The following is a 17,256-nucleotide window of genomic DNA, read 5'->3' as shown; positions in this document are numbered from 1 at the left end:
GGTCGATCGATAACCTGCCGAACATGAATGACGGAGACGCCCGTGACCCTCGACCCCCGCGGCCCGGCCGGCCGCACGCGACCGGACCTGCTCGCGCCGCCCGGCGCGCCGGCCCGCCACGAGCTCGACCTGCTCGTGTGCCGGCTCGACGCGTCGGCGTTGAGCGCGGGGCTCGCCGTCGCGCCGCTGTACCGCGACGACATGATCGTCGTGTGCGGGCCGCGCCATCCGTTGCTCGGGCGCGCACGGATCGGCTGGCGCGACGCGGCCGCGTTTCCGTGGATCGCGCCGCCGTCGGGTTCGCCCGCGCGCACGGCGCTCGACGCAGAGTTCGCTAAGGCGGGCCTGGCGCCGCCGGCCGTGCTGATGGAGTCGGTGTCGTGGCAGACCAACCGCGCGGTCGCCGGCCAGTCGCCGTGCCTGTTCGTGCAGTCGGCCCGTGCGTTCGACCTCGCCGCGCGGGCCGGCGAGCGCGTCGGCCGGCTGCCGCTGAAGCTGTCGACGATGCCGGAGACGGTCGGCGCGCTGTATGCGGCGCCCGCGAGCGCATCGGTCGCCGCCGCGATCGACGCGCTGAAGGCGGTGACGGGCGCGCATCCCGGCGCGGACGACCGGCCGGCAGCGGGGCAGGGTGCGGACACATTCTGACGGATCGTTGTCGGAGAAGGCGCGCGCGGCCTTCGTGCGCTGCAGCAACCGGTCGGCGAACCGGTCGCCGCCGGTGCGAGCCGCGCGGCAACCGAGCGTATCCCCTGATGCAAGCAGGCACGCCGGCTGTCACGGATTGGTGTTAAATACATTTCGGCGCGCCCTGGCTCGGCGCGCAAACGGGGCGCACCGGGCATCGGCGTAAACCCGGGGCGGGACAGGGCACGAAAAGGCACGAAATATCGATAACGAATCGGGCGCATCAGACCCGGTCGGACAGACGGCAGGATTCATCTTGAATACCGAACCGCAAAGTTCTCGCTACAGCCTCGGGCTCGCCGCGGAAGTGCTCGCATCCGAGCAGAGCGTACTGAGACTCATCACGCGCAACACGCCGCTGCCGGAACTGTTGGTCGAAGTTTGCCGGCGTGCCGAGACTTTGCTCGGCGACGGCGCGTCGTGCACGATCCTGCTGCTCGATACGGACGGCGTGCACGTGCGCGTCGGCGCGGCGCCGTCGCTGCCCGCGCAGTACAGCGCGGCGATCGACGGCGCGACGATCGGGCCCGCGGCCGGCTCGTGCGGCACCGCGATGTACGAGCGCCGGATGGTCGCCGTCGAGGACATCGAAACCGATCCGCTGTGGGCCGACTACCGCGCCATCGCGTTGCCGCTGGGCCTGCGCGCGTGCTGGTCGGTGCCGTTCCTCGACGATGCGGGCATCGTGCTCGGCGCATTCGCCGTCTATCACCACTGGCCGTGCCGGCCGAGCGACGAGGAAACCGCGCTGTTGCGCGATATCGGCAACAGCGTCGGACTCGCGGTGCACCAGGACCGGATCGCGCGACAGCTCGCGCACAGCGAGGAGCATCACCGGCTCGTCGTCAACAGCCTGAGCGAGGGCATCCTGGTCATATCGCGCGAGGGCGTCGTGATCGCGAGCAATCCGAGCGCGAACCGGATGATGCGCGTGAAGGGCGAACTCGTCGGCCGCCGGCTGTCGACGGTGATCCTGCGCAAGCTGCGCGAGGACGGCACGCCGATCGAGCCGCGCGACTGGCCGAGCCGGCGTGCGCTCGAGACGGCCACGCCGATGCTCGACTACACGGTCGGCTTCGGTCTCGCGGACGGCGACATCATCTGGGTGCGCGGCAACGCGGTGCCGATCGTGCGGCCGGGCGAGACGCGGGCCGACTCGGTGCTCGTGTCGTTCAACGACATCGGCCCCGTGCGCGAAGCACAGCAGCAGCTGCGCTACATGGCGACCCGCGATGCGCTGACGGGCCTGTACAACCGTCGCTGGCTCGGCGATCGCATGCGCGATCTGTTCGGCGTGCACGATGCGGCGACCGGGCCCGCGCGCGTCGCGATCCTGTTCATCGATCTGGTCGGCTTCAAGAAGGTCAACGACACGGCCGGCCACGACGCGGGCGATGCGCTGCTGCGCAGCGTCGCGGCGCGGCTCTCGGCCTGCGCGGACCGCTACGCGCTCACGCGGGTCGGCGGCGACGAGTTCGTGATCCTCGTCGACGACTGCGACGATCCCGAGCGTCTCGCGGTGCTCGCCCGCGAGGTCATCGACGCGATCGCGAAGCCGTTCGCGATCGCGAACAACGAATACTGGCTCGGCGTATCGATCGGCATCAGCGTCGCGCCGCGCGACGGCGACGATGCCGTGACGCTGATGCGCAACGCCGATTCGGCGATGTACGACGCGAAGCAGCGCGGCCGCAACCACTTCACGTTCTTCACCGCGCAGCTCAACCTGCGGCTGCAGCGCCGCTTCGCGATCGAGCAGTCGCTGCGGCGCGCACTTGCGTCGGACATGCTGCGGCTCGCGTATCAGCCCGTCGTCGATGCGCGCAGCGGCCGCACGGTCGGCGCCGAGGCGCTGCTGCGCTGGACGAGCCCCGAGCTCGGGCCGATGTCGCCGGCCGAGTTCATTCCGGTCGCGGAAGACACGGGGCTGATCGTCGCGATCGGCCAGTGGGTGCTCGAAACCGCGTGCCGGCAGGCGGCCGAGTGGCGCCGCACGATCGCGCCGGACCTGATGCTGGCCGTCAACCTGTCGCCGCGGCAGTTTCACGAAGGGCTCGTCGAATCGGTCGGCCGCTGTCTCGCGCAAACGCGGCTCGACCCGTCCGCGCTCGAACTGGAAATCACCGAAGGCGTGCTGATGAACGACACGGACACCGTGCTGCCGATGCTCGAAGCGCTCACGGACATGAACGTGCGGATTTCGGTCGACGATTTCGGCACCGGCTATTCGTCGCTCGCGTACCTGAAGCGCTTTCCGCTGCACAACCTGAAGGTCGACCGCTCGTTCGTGTCGGGCGTGCCCGATCATCACGACTCGGTCGCGATCACGCAGGCGGTCGTCGCGATGGCGCATTCGCTCGGGATGAAGGTCACGGCCGAAGGCGTCGAGACGCAGGCGCAGTCGTGGTTCCTGCAGCAGATCGGCTGCGACATGCAGCAGGGCTATCTGTTCAGCCGCCCGCTGGAGGCGAGCGACTACGCGCGCCGGCTCGGCGCGGCCTGAGCGCGGCGCGCGCGCCGGTCGTACCCGTTGGTGTGCGTCAGTGCGCGCCGAACCCGCCGCTGCCCGGCGGCGTCGACGACCGATCGATCTCGACCCGGTTCTTGCCTTCGTGCTTCGCGCGATAGAGCGCGCGGTCGGCCGCCTCGATCAGCAGGGTCGTCGGCAGGCCGGGCGCGGGCACGATGCTCGCGCCGCCGATGCTGATCGTCACGGTGTGGTTGCCGGTCGACGAATGCGCGTGCCGCAGCCGCAGTGCCTCGACCGCGAGCCGGATCTTCTCGCCGAGCAGCCGCGCGGCGCCCGGCGACGTGGCCGGCATCACGACCGCGAATTCCTCGCCGCCGAAGCGCGCCGCGAGATCGCCCGACTGCCCGAGGCAGCGCTCGATCGTCGACGCGATCTGCTTGAGCACGCTGTCGCCCGACACGTGACCGTACGTGTCGTTGTACAGCTTGAAGTTGTCGACGTCGATCATCAGCAGCGACAGCTCGCTGCGCTCGCGCGTGCCGCGCCGCCACTCGGCGGCCAGGTATTCGTCGAGATAGCGCCGGTTCGACAGTCCGGTCAGGCCGTCGGAATGCGTGAGGCGCCGCAGTTCGAGATTGGCCTCGAGCAGTTGCTGCTGCGATTGCCGCAGCGCGCGATAGGCTTCGTCGCGCTGCAGCAGGTTCAGGTACGAGCGCGAATGGTAGCGGATGCGCGCGACGAGCTCGATGCGATCGGGCAGCTTGACCAGGTAGTCGTTCGCGCCGGACGCGAACGCGGCGCTCTTGATCACCGGTTCCTCCTGCGTCGACAGCACGATGATCGGCACGTCGCGCGTCGCCGGATTCGCGCGGTACGCCTTGACGAGGCTCAGCCCGTCGGTGCCCGGCATCACGAGGTCCTGCAGGATCACGGTCGGACGCGTCTCGATCGCGGTGGCCATCGCGTCGTCCGAGCGCGGGCAGTAGTGGAAGTCGATGCCTTCCTCGTCGACGAGCGCGCGCCGCACGGCTTCCGCGACGATCGTCTGGTCGTCGACCAGCAGCACCATCGCCGGCACGTCGGCGGGCGACGCGGTCGGGCCGCCGGGCGGGCGAGTCAGGTCAATCGTCATGGTCGATGCGGGTTGTTGCGGTCGTTGCAAGGGCGGGCATGGGTGTTGCGGACGGTCATCGTCGGGCTCAGATCCGTGCGAGCGCCGCCAGTTCGCCCGCGATGCGCCCGAGCGGCAGGATCGCACGCGCCGCGCCGAGCGTCGCGGCCGCCTTCGGCATCCCGTATACCGCGCTGGTCGCCTCGTCCTGCGCGATCGTATGGTAGCCCTTCATCCGCAGCGCCTTCAGGCCGATCGCGCCGTCGCGGCCCATCCCCGTCAGCAGCACGCCGATCACGCGGCCGGGCCAGTGCTCGGTCAGGCTGTTGAAGAACACGTCGACCGACGGACGATACGGCGTGGCGGCCGGCTCCCGCGTGTATTCGAGCGTGCCGGCGCGCGTGATGCGCAGGTGATCGTCGGTCGCGGCGAGCAGCGCGACGCCCGGCTGCGGGCGGTCGCCTTCGCGGGCGACGCGCACGGCGAGCCGGGTCTGGCCGTCGAGCCATTGCGCCATGCCTTCGGCGAACGCGCGATCGACGTGCTGCACGATCACGATCGGCGCATTGAAATCGGCGGGCAGGCTGCCGAGGATCGACGCGAGCGCGCCGGGGCCGCCGGCCGATGCGCCGATCGCGACCAGCGGGCCGCCGCCGTTGCGCGCGGCCGTGCCGGCGATGCGCGGGCCGCCCGGCGCGTCGAGCAGGCGGCCGATCTGGTCGATCTTCGCGAGCAGCAGTTTCGTCGTGTCGCCGGCCGCGCCGTCGCCGAGCCGCGGCGTGTCGACCGCGTCGAGCGCGCCGGCGCCCATCGCCTCGAACACGCGCCACGCGTTCGCGCCGATGCAGCTCGTCACGATCAGGATCGCGCATGGTCGTTCGGAGCGCATGATCCGCCGCGTCGCTTCGATCCCGTCGAATTTCGGCATGATCAGGTCCATCAGCACGATGTCGGGCGGCTGCGCGGCGCACAGTTCGACGGCCTGCGCGCCGTCGGTCGCGACCCACAGCACGCGGTGCTCGGGCCGTCGCGCGATCGCGCGGCGCATCGCCTCGACGGCAAGCGGGAGGTCGTTGACGATGCCGATGTTCACAAGCGGAATTCTCCGGTCGGTTCGTAGTGTTGGAGGTGGGCCGGGTTCATGGAAGGGCGTAGCCTGTTCGGCGCTGCCGGGCGGCATCGGCGGCCGGACGGCGCGGCATTCTTTTCGGTTGGCGACGCCCGAATGCTGTCATGCGGCGCGAGCGGCGGCAATCGAAAAATGTGCGCATGATGCCGTTTCAGTGCGTTTCCTCTATGGCCGTGCGGCATTGCCCGCAAGCGGGCCGGTCGATCCTGCCCGGACCGGCCGTGAAAGTCCGCATGTTACCGTGTCGGCATCGACAAAAAAGAAAGGAGGGAGCCGGATGACCGCGCCCCATACCGTACTCGTCCGCCGCGACCCGCATGCGCCGATCGTGATCGAGCAGGACGGCCGTTTGCTGTACCGGATCTACATCGAGAGCGGACACGCGTCGTTCTACCGCGATTTTCCGGTCGAACCCGATGCGGTGCGCGTGCTGCGCGACGATGCCGAGCGCTACTACTTCCTGTTCGCGGCGCTTCACCATCCGTACCAGTTGAGCGCGACAAACCTCTCCGACGCGGAACGCGCGCGTTATTTCGGCACGATCCTGTTTGCCGGCCGCGACGAGATCGAAGCCTTCATGACGGAGCGCGATCGCGCCAGCCACGGCGCGGTGGCGAATCTGCTGCAAATCTTCACGCAGGCCGACTACCGGCAACTGCGCGAGGGCCGGTGGTTCGGCATGGGCGCGGGCACGCCGGCCGCGTAGCGGTCGCGACCGGGTCGCCGGCGGCACGCTGGACGCGCCGCCGCGTCGTCAATGGCTGCGCGCGTAGCCCTGGATCAGCGCGCGCATCATCCCTTCGACCGTCGCGTCGAGCAGGTCGTCTTCCTGCTCGGCTTCCTCGACGAGCGCGGCATAGGCGGTCGCGAGCGTCACGCGGTCGACTTCCTGGCGTTGCTCCATCAGCGTCACCATCCCGTCCTTCGCCAGATGGGCGGAGAACGCGCGGCTGCCGATGGTCTGGAATACGTCAATCATGGCGGCTCTCCCGTACGTTGCCGTTGCTTTTCAGTGTAGTCGGCGTCCCGGGCCCGCGCCACGCGCGCCGGCCGGCCCGCCCGATTCGTCCGATGAAATGTGGCCGACACACGGCGCGGGCACGGTGTCCGTCGGCTTCAACGTTTACCCGAACCGGCAAATTGTCGACTTTTTATCGATAAAGTCTCGTGTTAGATTTCGCCGTCCGAGCCCGATGCAAACCGGGCCGGCCGCGCGTGGCCGACGTGCCGCACGTCCAGACACAAGGAGGGGAAATGCTGGTGCTGATTGGAGTGCCGATCGTCGTGATCGGCTTCGCGCTGCGCTTCAATGCGCTGCTGGTGGTCACGATCGCGGGGCTCGCGACGGGGCTGGCGGGCGGGCTGAATCTCGTCGACATCGTCAGCGCGTTCGGCAAGGCGTTCACCGAGAACCGCTACATGGGGCTGATCTGGCTCACGCTGCCGGTGATCGCGCTGCTCGAGCGCAACGGGCTCAAGGAGCAGGCGAAGCGGATGATCTCGCGGGTGCAGGCGGCCACCACGGGCCGCGTGCTGATGCTGTACTTCGTGCTGCGCCAGGCGACGGCCGCGCTCGGCCTCACGTCGCTCGGCGGCCACGCGCAGATGGTGCGGCCGCTGATCGCGCCGATGGCCGAGGCCGCCGCGGTCAGCCGGCACGGCGAGCTGCCCGAGTCGGTGCGCCAGCAGATCCGCGCGCATGCGTCGGGCGCCGACAACGTCGCCGTGTTCTTCGGCGAGGACATCTTCATCGCGATCCAGTCGATCCTGCTGATCAAGGGCTTTCTCGAACAGAACGGCCTCTCCATCGAGCCGCTGCACCTGTCGGTGTGGGCGATCCCGACCGCGATCGCCGCGCTGCTGATCCATTGCACGCGCCTCGCGCTGCTCGACCGCCGGCTCGCGCGCGGCTTCGGCCTGGTGAAGCAGGAGGGCGCGCGATGATCGGCCTCGAATCGCTGTACACGCTCGCGGGGCTGATGTTCGCCGCGTTCGCGTATTTCAACCTGACGGACCGCACGAACCCGCGGCGCGTCGTCAATTTCGCGTTCTGGGCGATCTACGCGGTCACATTCCTGTTCGGCGCGCTGCTGCCGCATGTCGTGACGGGCTGCCTCGCGATCGCGCTCGCGGTGATCGCCGGCTCCGGCAAGCTGGGCCGCGGCCAGTCCGACGAGGCCGGCGAAGCGGCGGCCGTGCGGCGCGAGACGCTCGCGCAGCGCTTCGGCAACCGGCTGTTCCTGCCCGCGCTGCTGATTCCGGTCGTCACGCTGATCGGCACGTTCGCGTTGAAGAGCGTGCCGTTCGTCGAGTCGAAGAGCGTGACGCTGATCTCGCTCGTGCTCGGCACGATCGTCGCGTTCGTCGTCGCGCTCGCGATGCTGCGCGATTCGCCCGTGCATGCGCTGAAGGAAGCGCGCCACACGATGGATGCGGTCGGCTGGGCCGCGATCCTGCCGCAGATGCTCGCGGCGCTCGGCGCATTGTTCGCGGTGGCGGGTGTCGGCGGCGTGGTGTCGGGGCTCGTGAAGGAGTGGGTGCCGATCGATTCGCCGTTCGCGGTGGTCGCGGCCTATACGGTCGGCATGGCGCTCTTCACGATGATCATGGGCAACGGCTTCGCCGCGTTTCCGGTGATGACGGCCGGCATCGGCCTGCCGCTGATCGTCCACCAGTTCCACGGCAATCCGGCGATCATGGGCGCGATCGGGATGCTGAGCGGCTTCTGCGGTACGCTGATGACGCCGATGGCCGCGAACTTCAACATCGTGCCCGCGGCGCTGCTCGAACTGAAGGACAAGAACGGCGTGATCAAGGCGCAGTGGCCGACGGCCGTGCTGCTGCTGGCCGTGAACACGCTGCTGATGTACGCGTTCGTATTCCGCTTCTGATTCGATGGACGAGAGATGCTCATGACCGACCGACTCACCCCCGAACTCGCTTCGAAATTCGCGTCGCTCGCGCTCGCGCACCTGACCCGCGAATATCCGAACAAGCTCACGCATGCGCTCGAAGGGCCGCACGACGTGCAGGGCCCGCGCGCATTGCACCCGATCTTCTACGGCAGCTACGACTGGCATTCGTGCGTGCACGGCTACTGGCTCGTGCTGCGCGTGCTCGAACGCTACCCGGCATTGCCGGAGGCCGAGCGCATCGTCGCGATCGTCGACGCGCATTTCACCGACGCGAACGTCGCCGGCGAGCGCGCGTATCTCGCGCTGCCGCACAACAGCGGCTTCGAGCGGCCGTACGGCTGGGCGTGGCTGCTCGCGCTATCCGCGCAGCTCGAGCGGCTCGCGCTGAAGGGCGTGTTGCCGCAGGCCGCGCGCTGGGCGAAGACGATGGCGCCGCTGGCCGATCTGTTCGTGTCGCGCTTCGAGACTTTTCTGCCGAAGGCGACTTATCCGCTGCGCGTCGGCACGCACTTCAACACCGCGTTCGCGCTGGCGCTCGCGCTCGATTTCGCGCGCGATACGCAGCGCGACGGGCTCGCGGCGCTGATCGTCGATACCGCGAAGCGCTGGCACCTGAACGACGTCGCGTGCCAGGCGTGGGAGCCGTCCGGCGACGAATTCCTGTCGCCCGCGCTGATGGAGGCCGAACTGATGCGGCGCGTGCTGCCGGTCGCCGAATTCGACGACTGGTTCGCGCGCTTTTTGCCCGACCTCGCGCGCGGCGAGCCGGCGACGCTGTTCCAGCCGGCGACCGTCAGCGATCGCAGCGACGGCAAGATCGCACACCTCGACGGGCTGAACCTGAGCCGTGCATGGTGCCAGCGTTCGCTGGCCGGCGCGCTGCCGGAAGGCGATGCGCGGCGCGCGAAGCTGCTCGACGCGGCCGACCGGCATCTCGCGAGCGCGCTCGCGCACGTGGCCGGCGATTACATGGGCGAGCACTGGCTCGCGACGTTCGCGTTGCTCGCGCTGGACGCGTAGCGCGCGAAACCCCGCCGGCCGCAAGGTCTTCGGCCCGCGGCTATACTCGCCGCTCGGGCCGCTTCGCGCCGCATGCGCGGTGCGAAGCGCGCCATCCGCCAGTTCGCCGCCTCGCCATGGACAAGCTCATCTCCTATGTCGCCGCGATCCACGGGCTCGCCGGCCCGGTGCAGATCGTGTCGCACGCCACGTCGCACGACCGCTGGACCGACGATGACGTCGAGGTCACGCGCGACGAAACCGAATACCGTTTCGACAACGGCGCGATCGTGCGCCGCTCGGTCGAGCAGGACCGCGCGCCGTCCGACCTGCTGTGCGCCGAATGCTGGATCGACTACGACGTGCTGCGCCATCCCGATGCGCAGCCGATCAATCCGTCGCGGCTGACGTTCGACAACGCATGCCGCGAAACCTTCTGGCTGCGCTACCACCTCGCATGAGCGCGCGCGGCCGCATCAACCCGGCGACGCGCCTTCAGTCGCATGCAGCAGCGGCGCGAGCCGCGTGGCCGCGTCGCGCATCTTCTGCACGTTCTCCAGCAGATCGTTGAGCGTCGCGCGCGCGGTCGGTGCATGCACGGCGAGCGCCGCGAGCACGCGACCGCTCGCCGCATCCTTCACCGGCACCGCGACGGCCACCATTCCGCGTACGAATTCCTCGTTGTCGATGCCGACGCCGCGCGCGGCCAGCCGGTCGAGCTCGGCCGCGAGCAATTGCGCATCGGTCAGCGTTCGGTAGGTCATCTTCTGCAATGTGAGCCGCGCGAGCAGCGCGTTGCGCTCCAGCGCATTCATCTGCGACAGGAACAGCTTGCCGCTCGCCGTGCAATGCAGCGGCACGCGCATGCCGGGCCGCATCTCGAGCCGCAGCGGTTCGGTGGTCTCGACGCGTTCGACGTACAGCACCGTGTCGCCGTCGAGCGCGGTGAGGTTGCAGGTCTCGCCGAGCACGTCGACGAGCGTGCGCAGCACCGACCGGCAACCGCGCGTAAACGTGTTGTTCGACAGCGCCGCGAGCGCGAACTGCGCGGCGCGCGGGCCGAGCGCGATGCCGCGGTCGTGGCCGCGCGAGTCGGGCATGTGCATCACGTAGCCGCGCGTTTCGAGCGATTCGATCAGGCGCAGCAGCGTCGCCTTCGGGATGTGCAGCCGTGCGGCGAGCTGCGACAGCGTGTACGGCTGTCCGGCCGCGGCCAGCGCTTCGAGCACGGCGAGCGCGCGCAGCACGCGCGCATCGTCGGCGGGCGCGCCGTCGGGCGGCGCGGGGGCGGTGTCGCGCATGTGTCTCCTCCGTCGGGATCGGCGTGCGTCCCGGGATGGTGTGTGCGAGAGAAATGAAACGAATTGAACGGTTTTTGTACCACATTCGCGGCGTGGACAATAAATCGGCTTGTACGTGGTCCGTGTGCTCAATAAATTTGGACAAAACATACCGGATTTTTCGCATACCCCGGAACGGAGACACGGAATGACACGCAGCTTCGACTATGTCGTGGTCGGCGCAGGATCGGCCGGTTGCGTCCTCGCCAACCGGCTGTCCGACGGCGGCCGCCATACGGTGTGCCTGCTGGAGGCGGGCCCCGCCGACAACTACATGTGGATCCACGTGCCGATCGGTTATGGCAAGACGATGTTCCACCCGGTGTACAACTGGGGCTTCCATACCGATCCCGATCCGAACATGCACAACCGCCGCCTGTACTGGCCGCGCGGCCGCACGCTCGGCGGCTGCAGCTCGATCAACGGGCTGATCTACGTGCGCGGGCAGCAGCAGGACTACGACCACTGGGCCGCGCTCGGCAATCGCGGCTGGAGCTGGCGCGACTGTCTGCCGTATTTCCGGCGGCTCGAACACAACACGCTCGGCGAAGGCCCGACGCGCGGCACCGGCGGCCCGCTGTGGGCGTCGGCGATCCGGCAGCGGCACGAACTCGTCGATGCGTTCGTCGCCGCGTCGAACCGGCTCGGCGTGCGCACGGTCGACGACTTCAACACGGGCGACCAGGAGGGAGTCGGCTACTACCAGCTGACGACGCGCAACGGCCTGCGCTGCTCGACCGCGGTCGCGTACCTGAAGCCCGCGCGCGGACGGCCGAACCTGCACATCGAGACCGACGCGCAGGCGCTGAAGGTGCTGTTCGACGGCGCGCAGGCGTCCGGCGTGCGCTACGTGCAGCACGGCAAGGTGCACGAGGTGCGCGCGCTGCGCGAGGTGATCCTCGCGGCCGGCGCGCTGCAGTCGCCGCAATTGCTGCAGGTGTCGGGCGTCGGGCCCGCCGCGCTGCTGGACCGGCACGGGATTGCGGTCGTGGCCGATCGGAAGGGCGTCGGCGAAAACCTGCAGGATCATCTGCAGGTACGGCTGATCTACGAGGTGACGAAGCCGATCACGACCAACGACGAGCTGCATTCGTGGGTCGGCCGCGCGAAGATGGGGCTGCAATGGGCGCTGTTCCGCGGCGGCCCGCTCGCGATCGGGATCAACCAGGGCGGGATGTTCTGCCGCGCGTTGCCGGACGAATCGGCGACGCCCGACATCCAGTTCCATTTCTCGACGCTGTCGGCCGACTCGGCGGGCGGCAGCGTGCATCCGTTTCCCGGCTGCACGTACTCGATCTGCCAGTTGCGGCCCGAATCGCGCGGGACCGTACGGATTCGGACCGACGATGCGCGCGACGCGCCGTCGATCCAGCCGAACTATCTCGACACCGAGCGCGACCGCCGCACGACGGTGGCCGGCGTGCGCTTCGCGCGCCGTGTCGCGGCCGCCGAGCCGATGGCGCCGCTGATGAAGCGCGAGGTGCGGCCCGGCGCGGACGCGCAGACCGACGACGAGTTGCTCGAGTTCTGCCGCGAGTACGGGCAGACGATCTTCCATCCGTCCGGCACCGCGAAAATGGGCGTCGCGAGCGATCCGCTCGCGGTCGTCGACGAGCGGCTGCGCGTGTATGGCACGCGCGGCTTGCGCGTGGTCGACTGCTCGATCATGCCGACGCTCGTATCGGGCAATACCAACGTGCCGATCGTGATGGTCGCCGAGAAGGCGTCCGACATGATCCTGGAGGACGCGCGCGAGGCCGATCGCGGCCGCAGCGTCGCGCCGGCCGCCGAGGCGCTCGCGTAGCGCGCAGCGCCCGCGCGGCCCGTGCTCCTGCGCCCGGACGGCCGCCGCGCGCTCATCGATGCCCCCGCCGGCACGGCGTCGGGGCAGGTTGCGGCGCATCCTTACCTGGAGAAGCTCGCATGGCAATCGATTCCCGGGTCGTCCGACGCGTGGCCGCGGCCAGCGTGATCGGCGCGACCGTCGAGTGGTACGACTTTTTCCTGTACGGCGTGGTCGCCGGCATCGTGTTCGACAAGCAGTACTTTCCGTCCGGCGACGCGTTCGTGTCGACCATGCTCGCGTATGCGACGTTCGCGGTCGGCTTCGTCACGCGGCCGCTCGGCGGCTTGCTGTTCGGCCATCTCGGCGACCGCGTCGGGCGCAAGTCGGCGCTGATCCTGACGATGCTGATCATGGGCGTGTCGACGGCCGGCGTCGCGTTCCTGCCGACCTACGCGCAGATCGGCATGTGGGCGCCCGTGCTGCTGCTGACGCTGCGCGTGCTGCAGGGGATCGGCCTCGGCGGCGAGTGGGGCGGCGCGGTGCTGATGGCATACGAATACGCGCCGCCGCACCGGCGCGGACTGTATGCGAGCCTGCCGCAGATCGGTCTCGCGATCGGGCTGTGTCTCGCGGCCGGCGTCGTCGCGGGGCTGTCGCGCGCGCTGCCGGACGCCGCGTTCCTCGCATGGGGCTGGCGCGTCGCGTTCACGGCGTCGCTGCTGCTCGTCGCGGTCGGCTTCTACATCCGCACGCGCGTGGCCGACACGCCCGAGTTCGTCGCGCTCAAGCGTCAGCGGCGCGACACGAAGCTGCCGGTGGTCGAGCTGCTCGGCAACTACCGGCAGGCGATCCTGCTCGGGATGGGCGCGCGCTATATCGACGGCGTGTTCTTCAACGTGTTCGCGGTGTTCTCGATCGGCTACATGACGCGCAACCTGTCGATCTCGCGCGGCGACGCGCTGCTCGGCGTGATGAGCGCGGCCGTCGTGATGTGCGGGTTCATCCCCGTGTTCGGCAGCCTGTCGGACCGGCTCGGCCGTGCGCGCGTGTACCGGTGGGGCGCGACGCTGTGCGGGCTGTCGGTGCTGCCCGCGTTCTGGCTGCTGCAGACGCAGTCGACGAACCTGCTCGCCGTGTGGCTCGCGCTGGTGATTCCGTTCGGGATCTTCTATGCGATGGCGTACGGGCCGGAGGCCGCGCTGTTCGCGGAGCTGTTCGACGCGAACGTGCGTTACACGGGCATTTCGTTCGTCTACCAGGTGTCGGGCATCTTCGCGAGCGGCCTCACGCCGATCGTCGCGACCGCGCTGCTGCGGGCGAACGGCGGCGCGCCGTGGCTCGTCGGGGTTTACGTGATGTTGTCTGCACTCCTGTCGATCGTGTCCGCGCGGGCGATCGAGAAACGCGGCGGCATGGCCGCCGTCGCGGTACGCGCGACGTGACGCCCGCGCCGGGCGGGCGGCGGTGTGCGGGGTCGTATCGGCGCCGGGGCGCCGGCGGCCTCGCGTTCGCGCTGGCCTGACTGCCGGCCCAGGTGCTGGTCCAAGCGAATCCGGCCCACTGGCCCTACCTGCGGTAAATCGGCCTGCCTACACTTTCCTCGACAGATCGCCGCATGGAAGCATCTGCACACGATCGACCCGAAGAGAACGATCAGGAGACAGGCATGACCAACAGGCAGTCGGCAGCATCCGCCCGCGCGGCGGACACGCGCCCCGCATCAGTCAGTCGAATCGCCTCGCGCGCCGGTTGCGGCGCAACGGGCATGCCCGCAACGGAGGGCTGACCATGTCGACCCCTTCCATCGAACGCACCACGAGCGGCTTCGCCGGCGGCCGGCCGAACGACACGCGTTACGACCCGACCTACGATCCGCTCGTGTCGCCGGGACCCGGCTGCGGCAAGCAATACGCGCCGACCTACTGGGTCGCGACGGCCGGCACTCCGCCGGCCGACGACGGCCCCGTCACGCGCGATCTCGACGTCGACGTCGCGATCATCGGCGCCGGCTATACGGGCCTCGCGACCGCACTGTGCCTCGCGCGGGATCACGGCATCAAGGCCGTCGTGCTCGAGGCCAACCGCATCAGCTGGGGCTGCAGCAGCCGCAACGGCGGGCAGGGGCAGAACGCGTCGGGCCGGCTGTCGCGCTCGCAGTGGATCGAGCGCTGGGGCAAGGACGTCGCGCTGAAGATGCACGACGAGATTCTCGAAGGCTTCGAGCACTTCAAGTCGCTCGTATCGGAAATCGACTGCGATCCGCAGCCGGGCGGCCATTTCCTGATCGCGCATCGCCCGCGCATCATGGCGAAGCTCGCGGCCGAGGCGAAGGTGTGGAAGGACGTGTTCGGCTATCCGTCCGAACTGCTGAGCGCGGAGACGTTCCGCCGCGAATTCATCAACGACCACGAGGCGGCCGGCGCGCTGCACGAGCCGGAAGGCATCGGCATCCATGCGCTGAAACTCGCGTTCGGCTACCTGCGTCTCGCACGCGAAGCCGGCGCGAAGGTGCATACGAGCAGCCCCGTGCTCGGCTTCGAGACGATCGACGGCGTGCACCACCTGCGCACGCCGGGCGGCGTGGTGCGGGCTCGCGCGGTCGGCATCGCGACCGGCGCGTACACCGCGCAGACGCTGCATCCGTCGCTGCGCAGCAAGGTGATGCCGATCCTGTCGAATTCGATGGTCACGCGGCCGCTGACCGACGCCGAGATCGATGCATGCAACTTCCGCACGACGCAGGTGCTGACCGACACGCGCACGCTGCGCTTCTACTATCGTTTCCTGCCCGATCGCCGGCTGCAGATCGGCAGCCGCAGCGCGATCACCGGCGACGATGCGCCGAACCCGCGCCACCTCGATTTGCTGAAGGAAGGCATGGCGCGCAAGTTTCCGGCGCTGCGCGGCGTCGAGATCGATTACTCGTGGTGGGGCTGGGTCGACGTGAGTCACGACATGATGCCGCGCGTGTGCCAGCCCGATCCGCGGCAATCCGTGTACTACGCGCTTGGCTACGGCGGCAACGGCGTGTCGTATTCGCAGCAGGCCGGCCGTCGGCTCGCCGAGCAGATCGCGGGGAAGGGCGCACGCCAGACGCTGCCGATCTTCACGTCGCCGCTGCCCGGTCACCCGTTCGCGCCGTTCCGGCGTATCGGGCAGCGGATGCTCTACCTGTCGTACTTCAGGAACGACGAAAAGCCCTGAGCGCGGGGCGCACCACCCGGCGCGACGCAAGACCGCGCGCGCCGGGCAACCCGACACAATAAAAGCCACAGAAATCCGTGCGGCCGGGGCTGCAGGTGCCCCTGCACGCGCCGTCGCCGGCGGCGCCCGCGTTCACCCGAAGGTGACGCGGGCGGCGCCGGACAACTGGATATGGAGAAGACATGCAACCCTCGATGAACCAGAGTGACCTGAAGTGTGGGCTCAAGCAGCGCCACATGACGATGATCGCGCTTGGCGGCGTGATCGGTGCCGGGCTGTTCGTCGGCAGCGGCGTGGTGATTCAGCAGACCGGGCCGGCCGCGATCCTGTCGTTCCTGATCACGGGCGGGCTGGTCGTGCTCGTGATGCGGATGCTCGGCGAGATGGCGTGCGCGATGCCGGCCGTCGGCTCGTTCTACGAGTACGCGCGGCTCGCGTTCGGCAACTGGCGCGGGCCCGGCAGGATGGCGGGTTTCCTGACCGGCTGGATGTACTGGTATTTCTGGGTGATCGTCGTCGCGCTGGAAGCGGTCGCGGGCGCCAGGCTGATCCAGTTCTGGCTGCCCGACACGCCGGCGTGGATCATCAGTCTCGCGCTGCTGGTCGTGCTGACGCTCACGAACCTGATCTCGGTCGGCAGTTACGGCGAATTCGAATTCTGGTTCTCGTCGATCAAGGTCGGCGCGATCGTCGTGTTCCTGTTCCTCGGCGGCCTCTACGTGCTCGGCATGTGGCCCGCGTCGATGCACACGACGGCCGTGCTGCCGACGCTGCTCGGTCACGGCGGCTTCATGCCGCTCGGCATCGGGCCGGTGATGAGCGGGGCGGTCGCGGCCACCGGGTTCTACTTCGGCGCGGAAATCGTCACGATCGCGGCGGCCGAGGCGAAGGAGCCGGCCAAGGCGGTTGCGAAGGCAACCAACTCGGTGATCACCCGCGTGCTGGTGTTCTACGTCGGCTCGGTCGCGCTCGTCGTCGCGCTGGTGCCGTGGAATTCCGCGCAGATGGCCACGCCGTACGTGAGCGCGCTGGAAGTGATGGGCCTGCCGGCCGCCGCCAACGTGATGAACGCGATCGTGCTGACCGCCGTGCTGTCCGCGCTCAACTCGGGCCTCTATGCGGCCTCGCGGATGCTGTTCGCGCTGACCCGCCACGGCGACGCGCCGGCCGCGCTCGCGAAGGTCAACAAGCGCGGCGTGCCGGTGCGCGCGATCCTGCTCGGCACGGTGTTCGGCTACGTGTCGGTCGTGATGTCGTACGTGTCGCCCGATACCGTGTTCGCGTTCCTCGTCAATTCGTACGGCACCGTCGCATTGTTCGTGTACGTGCTGATCGCGTTCTCGCAACTGCGCCTGCGCAAGCGTCTGGACCCGGTCGCCGCCAGCAAGCTGCGCGTGAAGATGTGGGCGTACCCGTACCTGACCTGGGTCGCGATCATCGGCATGGTCGGCATCCTCGTCGCGATGGCGTTCATCCCGGACCAGCGCAAGCCGCTCTGGCTCGGCGTCGCGAGCCTCGGCGTACTCGTGGTCGCGTACGGGCTGACGCGCCGCGGCCGCCGCGAGCATCTCGACGACAGCGAACTGCTCGCGTATCCGCCGCGTTGACGGGCGGC

Annotated in this window: 15 protein-coding genes; 11 read left to right on the top strand and 4 right to left on the bottom strand. The window is 69.1% G+C overall.

All coding sequences use genetic code 11. From position 1 onward, the window contains the following. Positions 1 to 42: 42 nt before the first annotated feature. Positions 43 to 648: a LysR substrate-binding domain-containing protein gene (locus H0X91_RS02220; protein ID WP_230205747.1), complete on the top strand. Its 606-nt coding sequence runs from the start codon at positions 43 to 45 to the stop codon at positions 646 to 648. Positions 649 to 943: 295 nt separating this feature from the next. After that, positions 944 to 3,190 (top strand): putative bifunctional diguanylate cyclase/phosphodiesterase, encoded by a 2,247-nt coding sequence (locus H0X91_RS02215; RefSeq protein ID WP_062910526.1) that lies wholly within the window; start codon positions 944 to 946, stop codon positions 3,188 to 3,190. A 37-nt stretch (positions 3,191 to 3,227) separates the two neighbouring features. On the opposite strand, the gene H0X91_RS02210 is transcribed toward H0X91_RS02215, so the two are convergent. Together H0X91_RS02210 and H0X91_RS02205 are read right to left on the bottom strand one after the other, a co-directional pair. Beyond that, positions 3,228 to 4,289 carry a diguanylate cyclase gene (locus H0X91_RS02210; protein WP_058902951.1) on the bottom strand — a complete coding sequence of 354 codons (1,062 nt, stop codon included), beginning with the start codon at positions 4,287 to 4,289 and terminating at the stop codon, positions 3,228 to 3,230. A gap of 67 nt (positions 4,290 to 4,356) precedes the next feature. Continuing rightward, positions 4,357 to 5,361 (bottom strand): chemotaxis response regulator protein-glutamate methylesterase, encoded by a 1,005-nt coding sequence (locus H0X91_RS02205; protein ID WP_006495190.1) that lies wholly within the window; start codon positions 5,359 to 5,361, stop codon positions 4,357 to 4,359. A gap of 313 nt (positions 5,362 to 5,674) precedes the next feature. Between H0X91_RS02205 and H0X91_RS02200 the strand changes: the two genes are divergently transcribed. Then, positions 5,675 to 6,103 carry a hypothetical protein gene (locus H0X91_RS02200; protein ID WP_062910525.1) on the top strand — a complete coding sequence of 143 codons (429 nt, stop codon included), beginning with the start codon at positions 5,675 to 5,677 and terminating at the stop codon, positions 6,101 to 6,103. 48 nt (positions 6,104 to 6,151) lie between these two features. Here the strand turns inward: H0X91_RS02200 and H0X91_RS02195 are convergent, their stop codons facing one another. Continuing rightward, complete coding sequence (locus tag H0X91_RS02195; protein WP_006491315.1) at positions 6,152 to 6,376, bottom strand: hypothetical protein; 225 nt, start codon at positions 6,374 to 6,376, stop codon at positions 6,152 to 6,154. A 275-nt stretch (positions 6,377 to 6,651) separates the two neighbouring features. Between H0X91_RS02195 and H0X91_RS02190 the strand changes: the two genes are divergently transcribed. The 4 genes from H0X91_RS02190 to H0X91_RS02175 all read left to right on the top strand — a co-directional run bounded on the left by H0X91_RS02190 (position 6,652) and on the right by H0X91_RS02175 (position 9,772). Next, positions 6,652 to 7,341, top strand: coding sequence for a DUF969 domain-containing protein (locus H0X91_RS02190; protein ID WP_006491314.1), 690 nt, complete (start codon positions 6,652 to 6,654; stop codon positions 7,339 to 7,341). Next, on the top strand, positions 7,338 to 8,288 hold the full coding sequence (locus tag H0X91_RS02185; protein WP_006491307.1) for a DUF979 domain-containing protein: 951 nt from the start codon (positions 7,338 to 7,340) through the stop codon (positions 8,286 to 8,288). Before H0X91_RS02190 ends, H0X91_RS02185 begins: the two co-directional genes overlap by 4 nt. A gap of 21 nt (positions 8,289 to 8,309) precedes the next feature. Continuing rightward, the gene (locus H0X91_RS02180) at positions 8,310 to 9,332 is read left to right on the top strand and encodes a DUF2891 domain-containing protein (RefSeq protein WP_058903586.1); all 1,023 of its coding nucleotides are present in this window, start codon (positions 8,310 to 8,312) and stop codon (positions 9,330 to 9,332) included. Positions 9,333 to 9,448: 116 nt separating this feature from the next. Beyond that, entirely contained in the window at positions 9,449 to 9,772 is a 324-nt protein-coding gene (locus H0X91_RS02175; RefSeq protein ID WP_006495187.1) for a hypothetical protein, read from the top strand. A gap of 15 nt (positions 9,773 to 9,787) precedes the next feature. On the opposite strand, the gene H0X91_RS02170 is transcribed toward H0X91_RS02175, so the two are convergent. Beyond that, the gene (locus tag H0X91_RS02170) at positions 9,788 to 10,612 is read right to left on the bottom strand and encodes an IclR family transcriptional regulator (RefSeq protein ID WP_058902952.1); all 825 of its coding nucleotides are present in this window, start codon (positions 10,610 to 10,612) and stop codon (positions 9,788 to 9,790) included. A gap of 187 nt (positions 10,613 to 10,799) precedes the next feature. On the opposite strand from H0X91_RS02170, the gene H0X91_RS02165 reads away from it, so the two are divergent. From H0X91_RS02165 to H0X91_RS02150, 4 genes are all read left to right on the top strand, one after another. Beyond that, a complete protein-coding gene (locus H0X91_RS02165; RefSeq protein WP_006495185.1) occupies positions 10,800 to 12,455 on the top strand; it encodes a GMC family oxidoreductase in 1,656 nt (551 codons plus the stop codon). 119 nt (positions 12,456 to 12,574) lie between these two features. Continuing rightward, the gene (locus tag H0X91_RS02160) at positions 12,575 to 13,879 is read left to right on the top strand and encodes an MFS transporter (protein WP_058902953.1); all 1,305 of its coding nucleotides are present in this window, start codon (positions 12,575 to 12,577) and stop codon (positions 13,877 to 13,879) included. Between the two features lie 346 nt (positions 13,880 to 14,225). Then, on the top strand, positions 14,226 to 15,641 hold the full coding sequence (locus H0X91_RS02155; RefSeq protein ID WP_196432769.1) for an NAD(P)/FAD-dependent oxidoreductase: 1,416 nt from the start codon (positions 14,226 to 14,228) through the stop codon (positions 15,639 to 15,641). 182 nt (positions 15,642 to 15,823) lie between these two features. After that, positions 15,824 to 17,248: an amino acid permease gene (locus tag H0X91_RS02150; protein ID WP_006491514.1), complete on the top strand. Its 1,425-nt coding sequence runs from the start codon at positions 15,824 to 15,826 to the stop codon at positions 17,246 to 17,248. The last annotated feature ends 8 nt before the right edge of the window (positions 17,249 to 17,256 follow it).

It is taken from the genome of Burkholderia sp. 9777_1386 (genome assembly GCF_015712265.1).
GTDB classification, from domain to species: Bacteria; Pseudomonadota; Gammaproteobacteria; order Burkholderiales; family Burkholderiaceae; genus Burkholderia; species Burkholderia cenocepacia.
Note: the sequence above shows the minus strand (reverse complement) of the source record. Positions and strands in the feature narration are given on the sequence as shown.

Bases quoted from the DNA above. Each gene is read 5' to 3' on its own strand.
- H0X91_RS02210 (WP_058902951.1), bottom strand. From the start codon at position 4,289: ATGACGATTGACCTGACTCGCCCGCCCGGCGGCCCGACCGCGTCGCCC.
- H0X91_RS02195 (WP_006491315.1), bottom strand. From the start codon at position 6,376: ATGATTGACGTATTCCAGACCATCGGCAGCCGCGCGTTCTCCGCCCAT.
- H0X91_RS02175 (WP_006495187.1), top strand. From the start codon at position 9,449: ATGGACAAGCTCATCTCCTATGTCGCCGCGATCCACGGGCTCGCCGGC.
- H0X91_RS02155 (WP_196432769.1), top strand. From the start codon at position 14,226: ATGTCGACCCCTTCCATCGAACGCACCACGAGCGGCTTCGCCGGCGGC.
- H0X91_RS02190 (WP_006491314.1), top strand. From the start codon at position 6,652: ATGCTGGTGCTGATTGGAGTGCCGATCGTCGTGATCGGCTTCGCGCTG.
- H0X91_RS02165 (WP_006495185.1), top strand. From the start codon at position 10,800: ATGACACGCAGCTTCGACTATGTCGTGGTCGGCGCAGGATCGGCCGGT.
- H0X91_RS02150 (WP_006491514.1), top strand. From the start codon at position 15,824: ATGCAACCCTCGATGAACCAGAGTGACCTGAAGTGTGGGCTCAAGCAG.
- H0X91_RS02185 (WP_006491307.1), top strand. From the start codon at position 7,338: ATGATCGGCCTCGAATCGCTGTACACGCTCGCGGGGCTGATGTTCGCC.
- H0X91_RS02200 (WP_062910525.1), top strand. From the start codon at position 5,675: ATGACCGCGCCCCATACCGTACTCGTCCGCCGCGACCCGCATGCGCCG.
- H0X91_RS02160 (WP_058902953.1), top strand. From the start codon at position 12,575: ATGGCAATCGATTCCCGGGTCGTCCGACGCGTGGCCGCGGCCAGCGTG.
- H0X91_RS02180 (WP_058903586.1), top strand. From the start codon at position 8,310: ATGACCGACCGACTCACCCCCGAACTCGCTTCGAAATTCGCGTCGCTC.
- H0X91_RS02170 (WP_058902952.1), bottom strand. From the start codon at position 10,612: ATGCGCGACACCGCCCCCGCGCCGCCCGACGGCGCGCCCGCCGACGAT.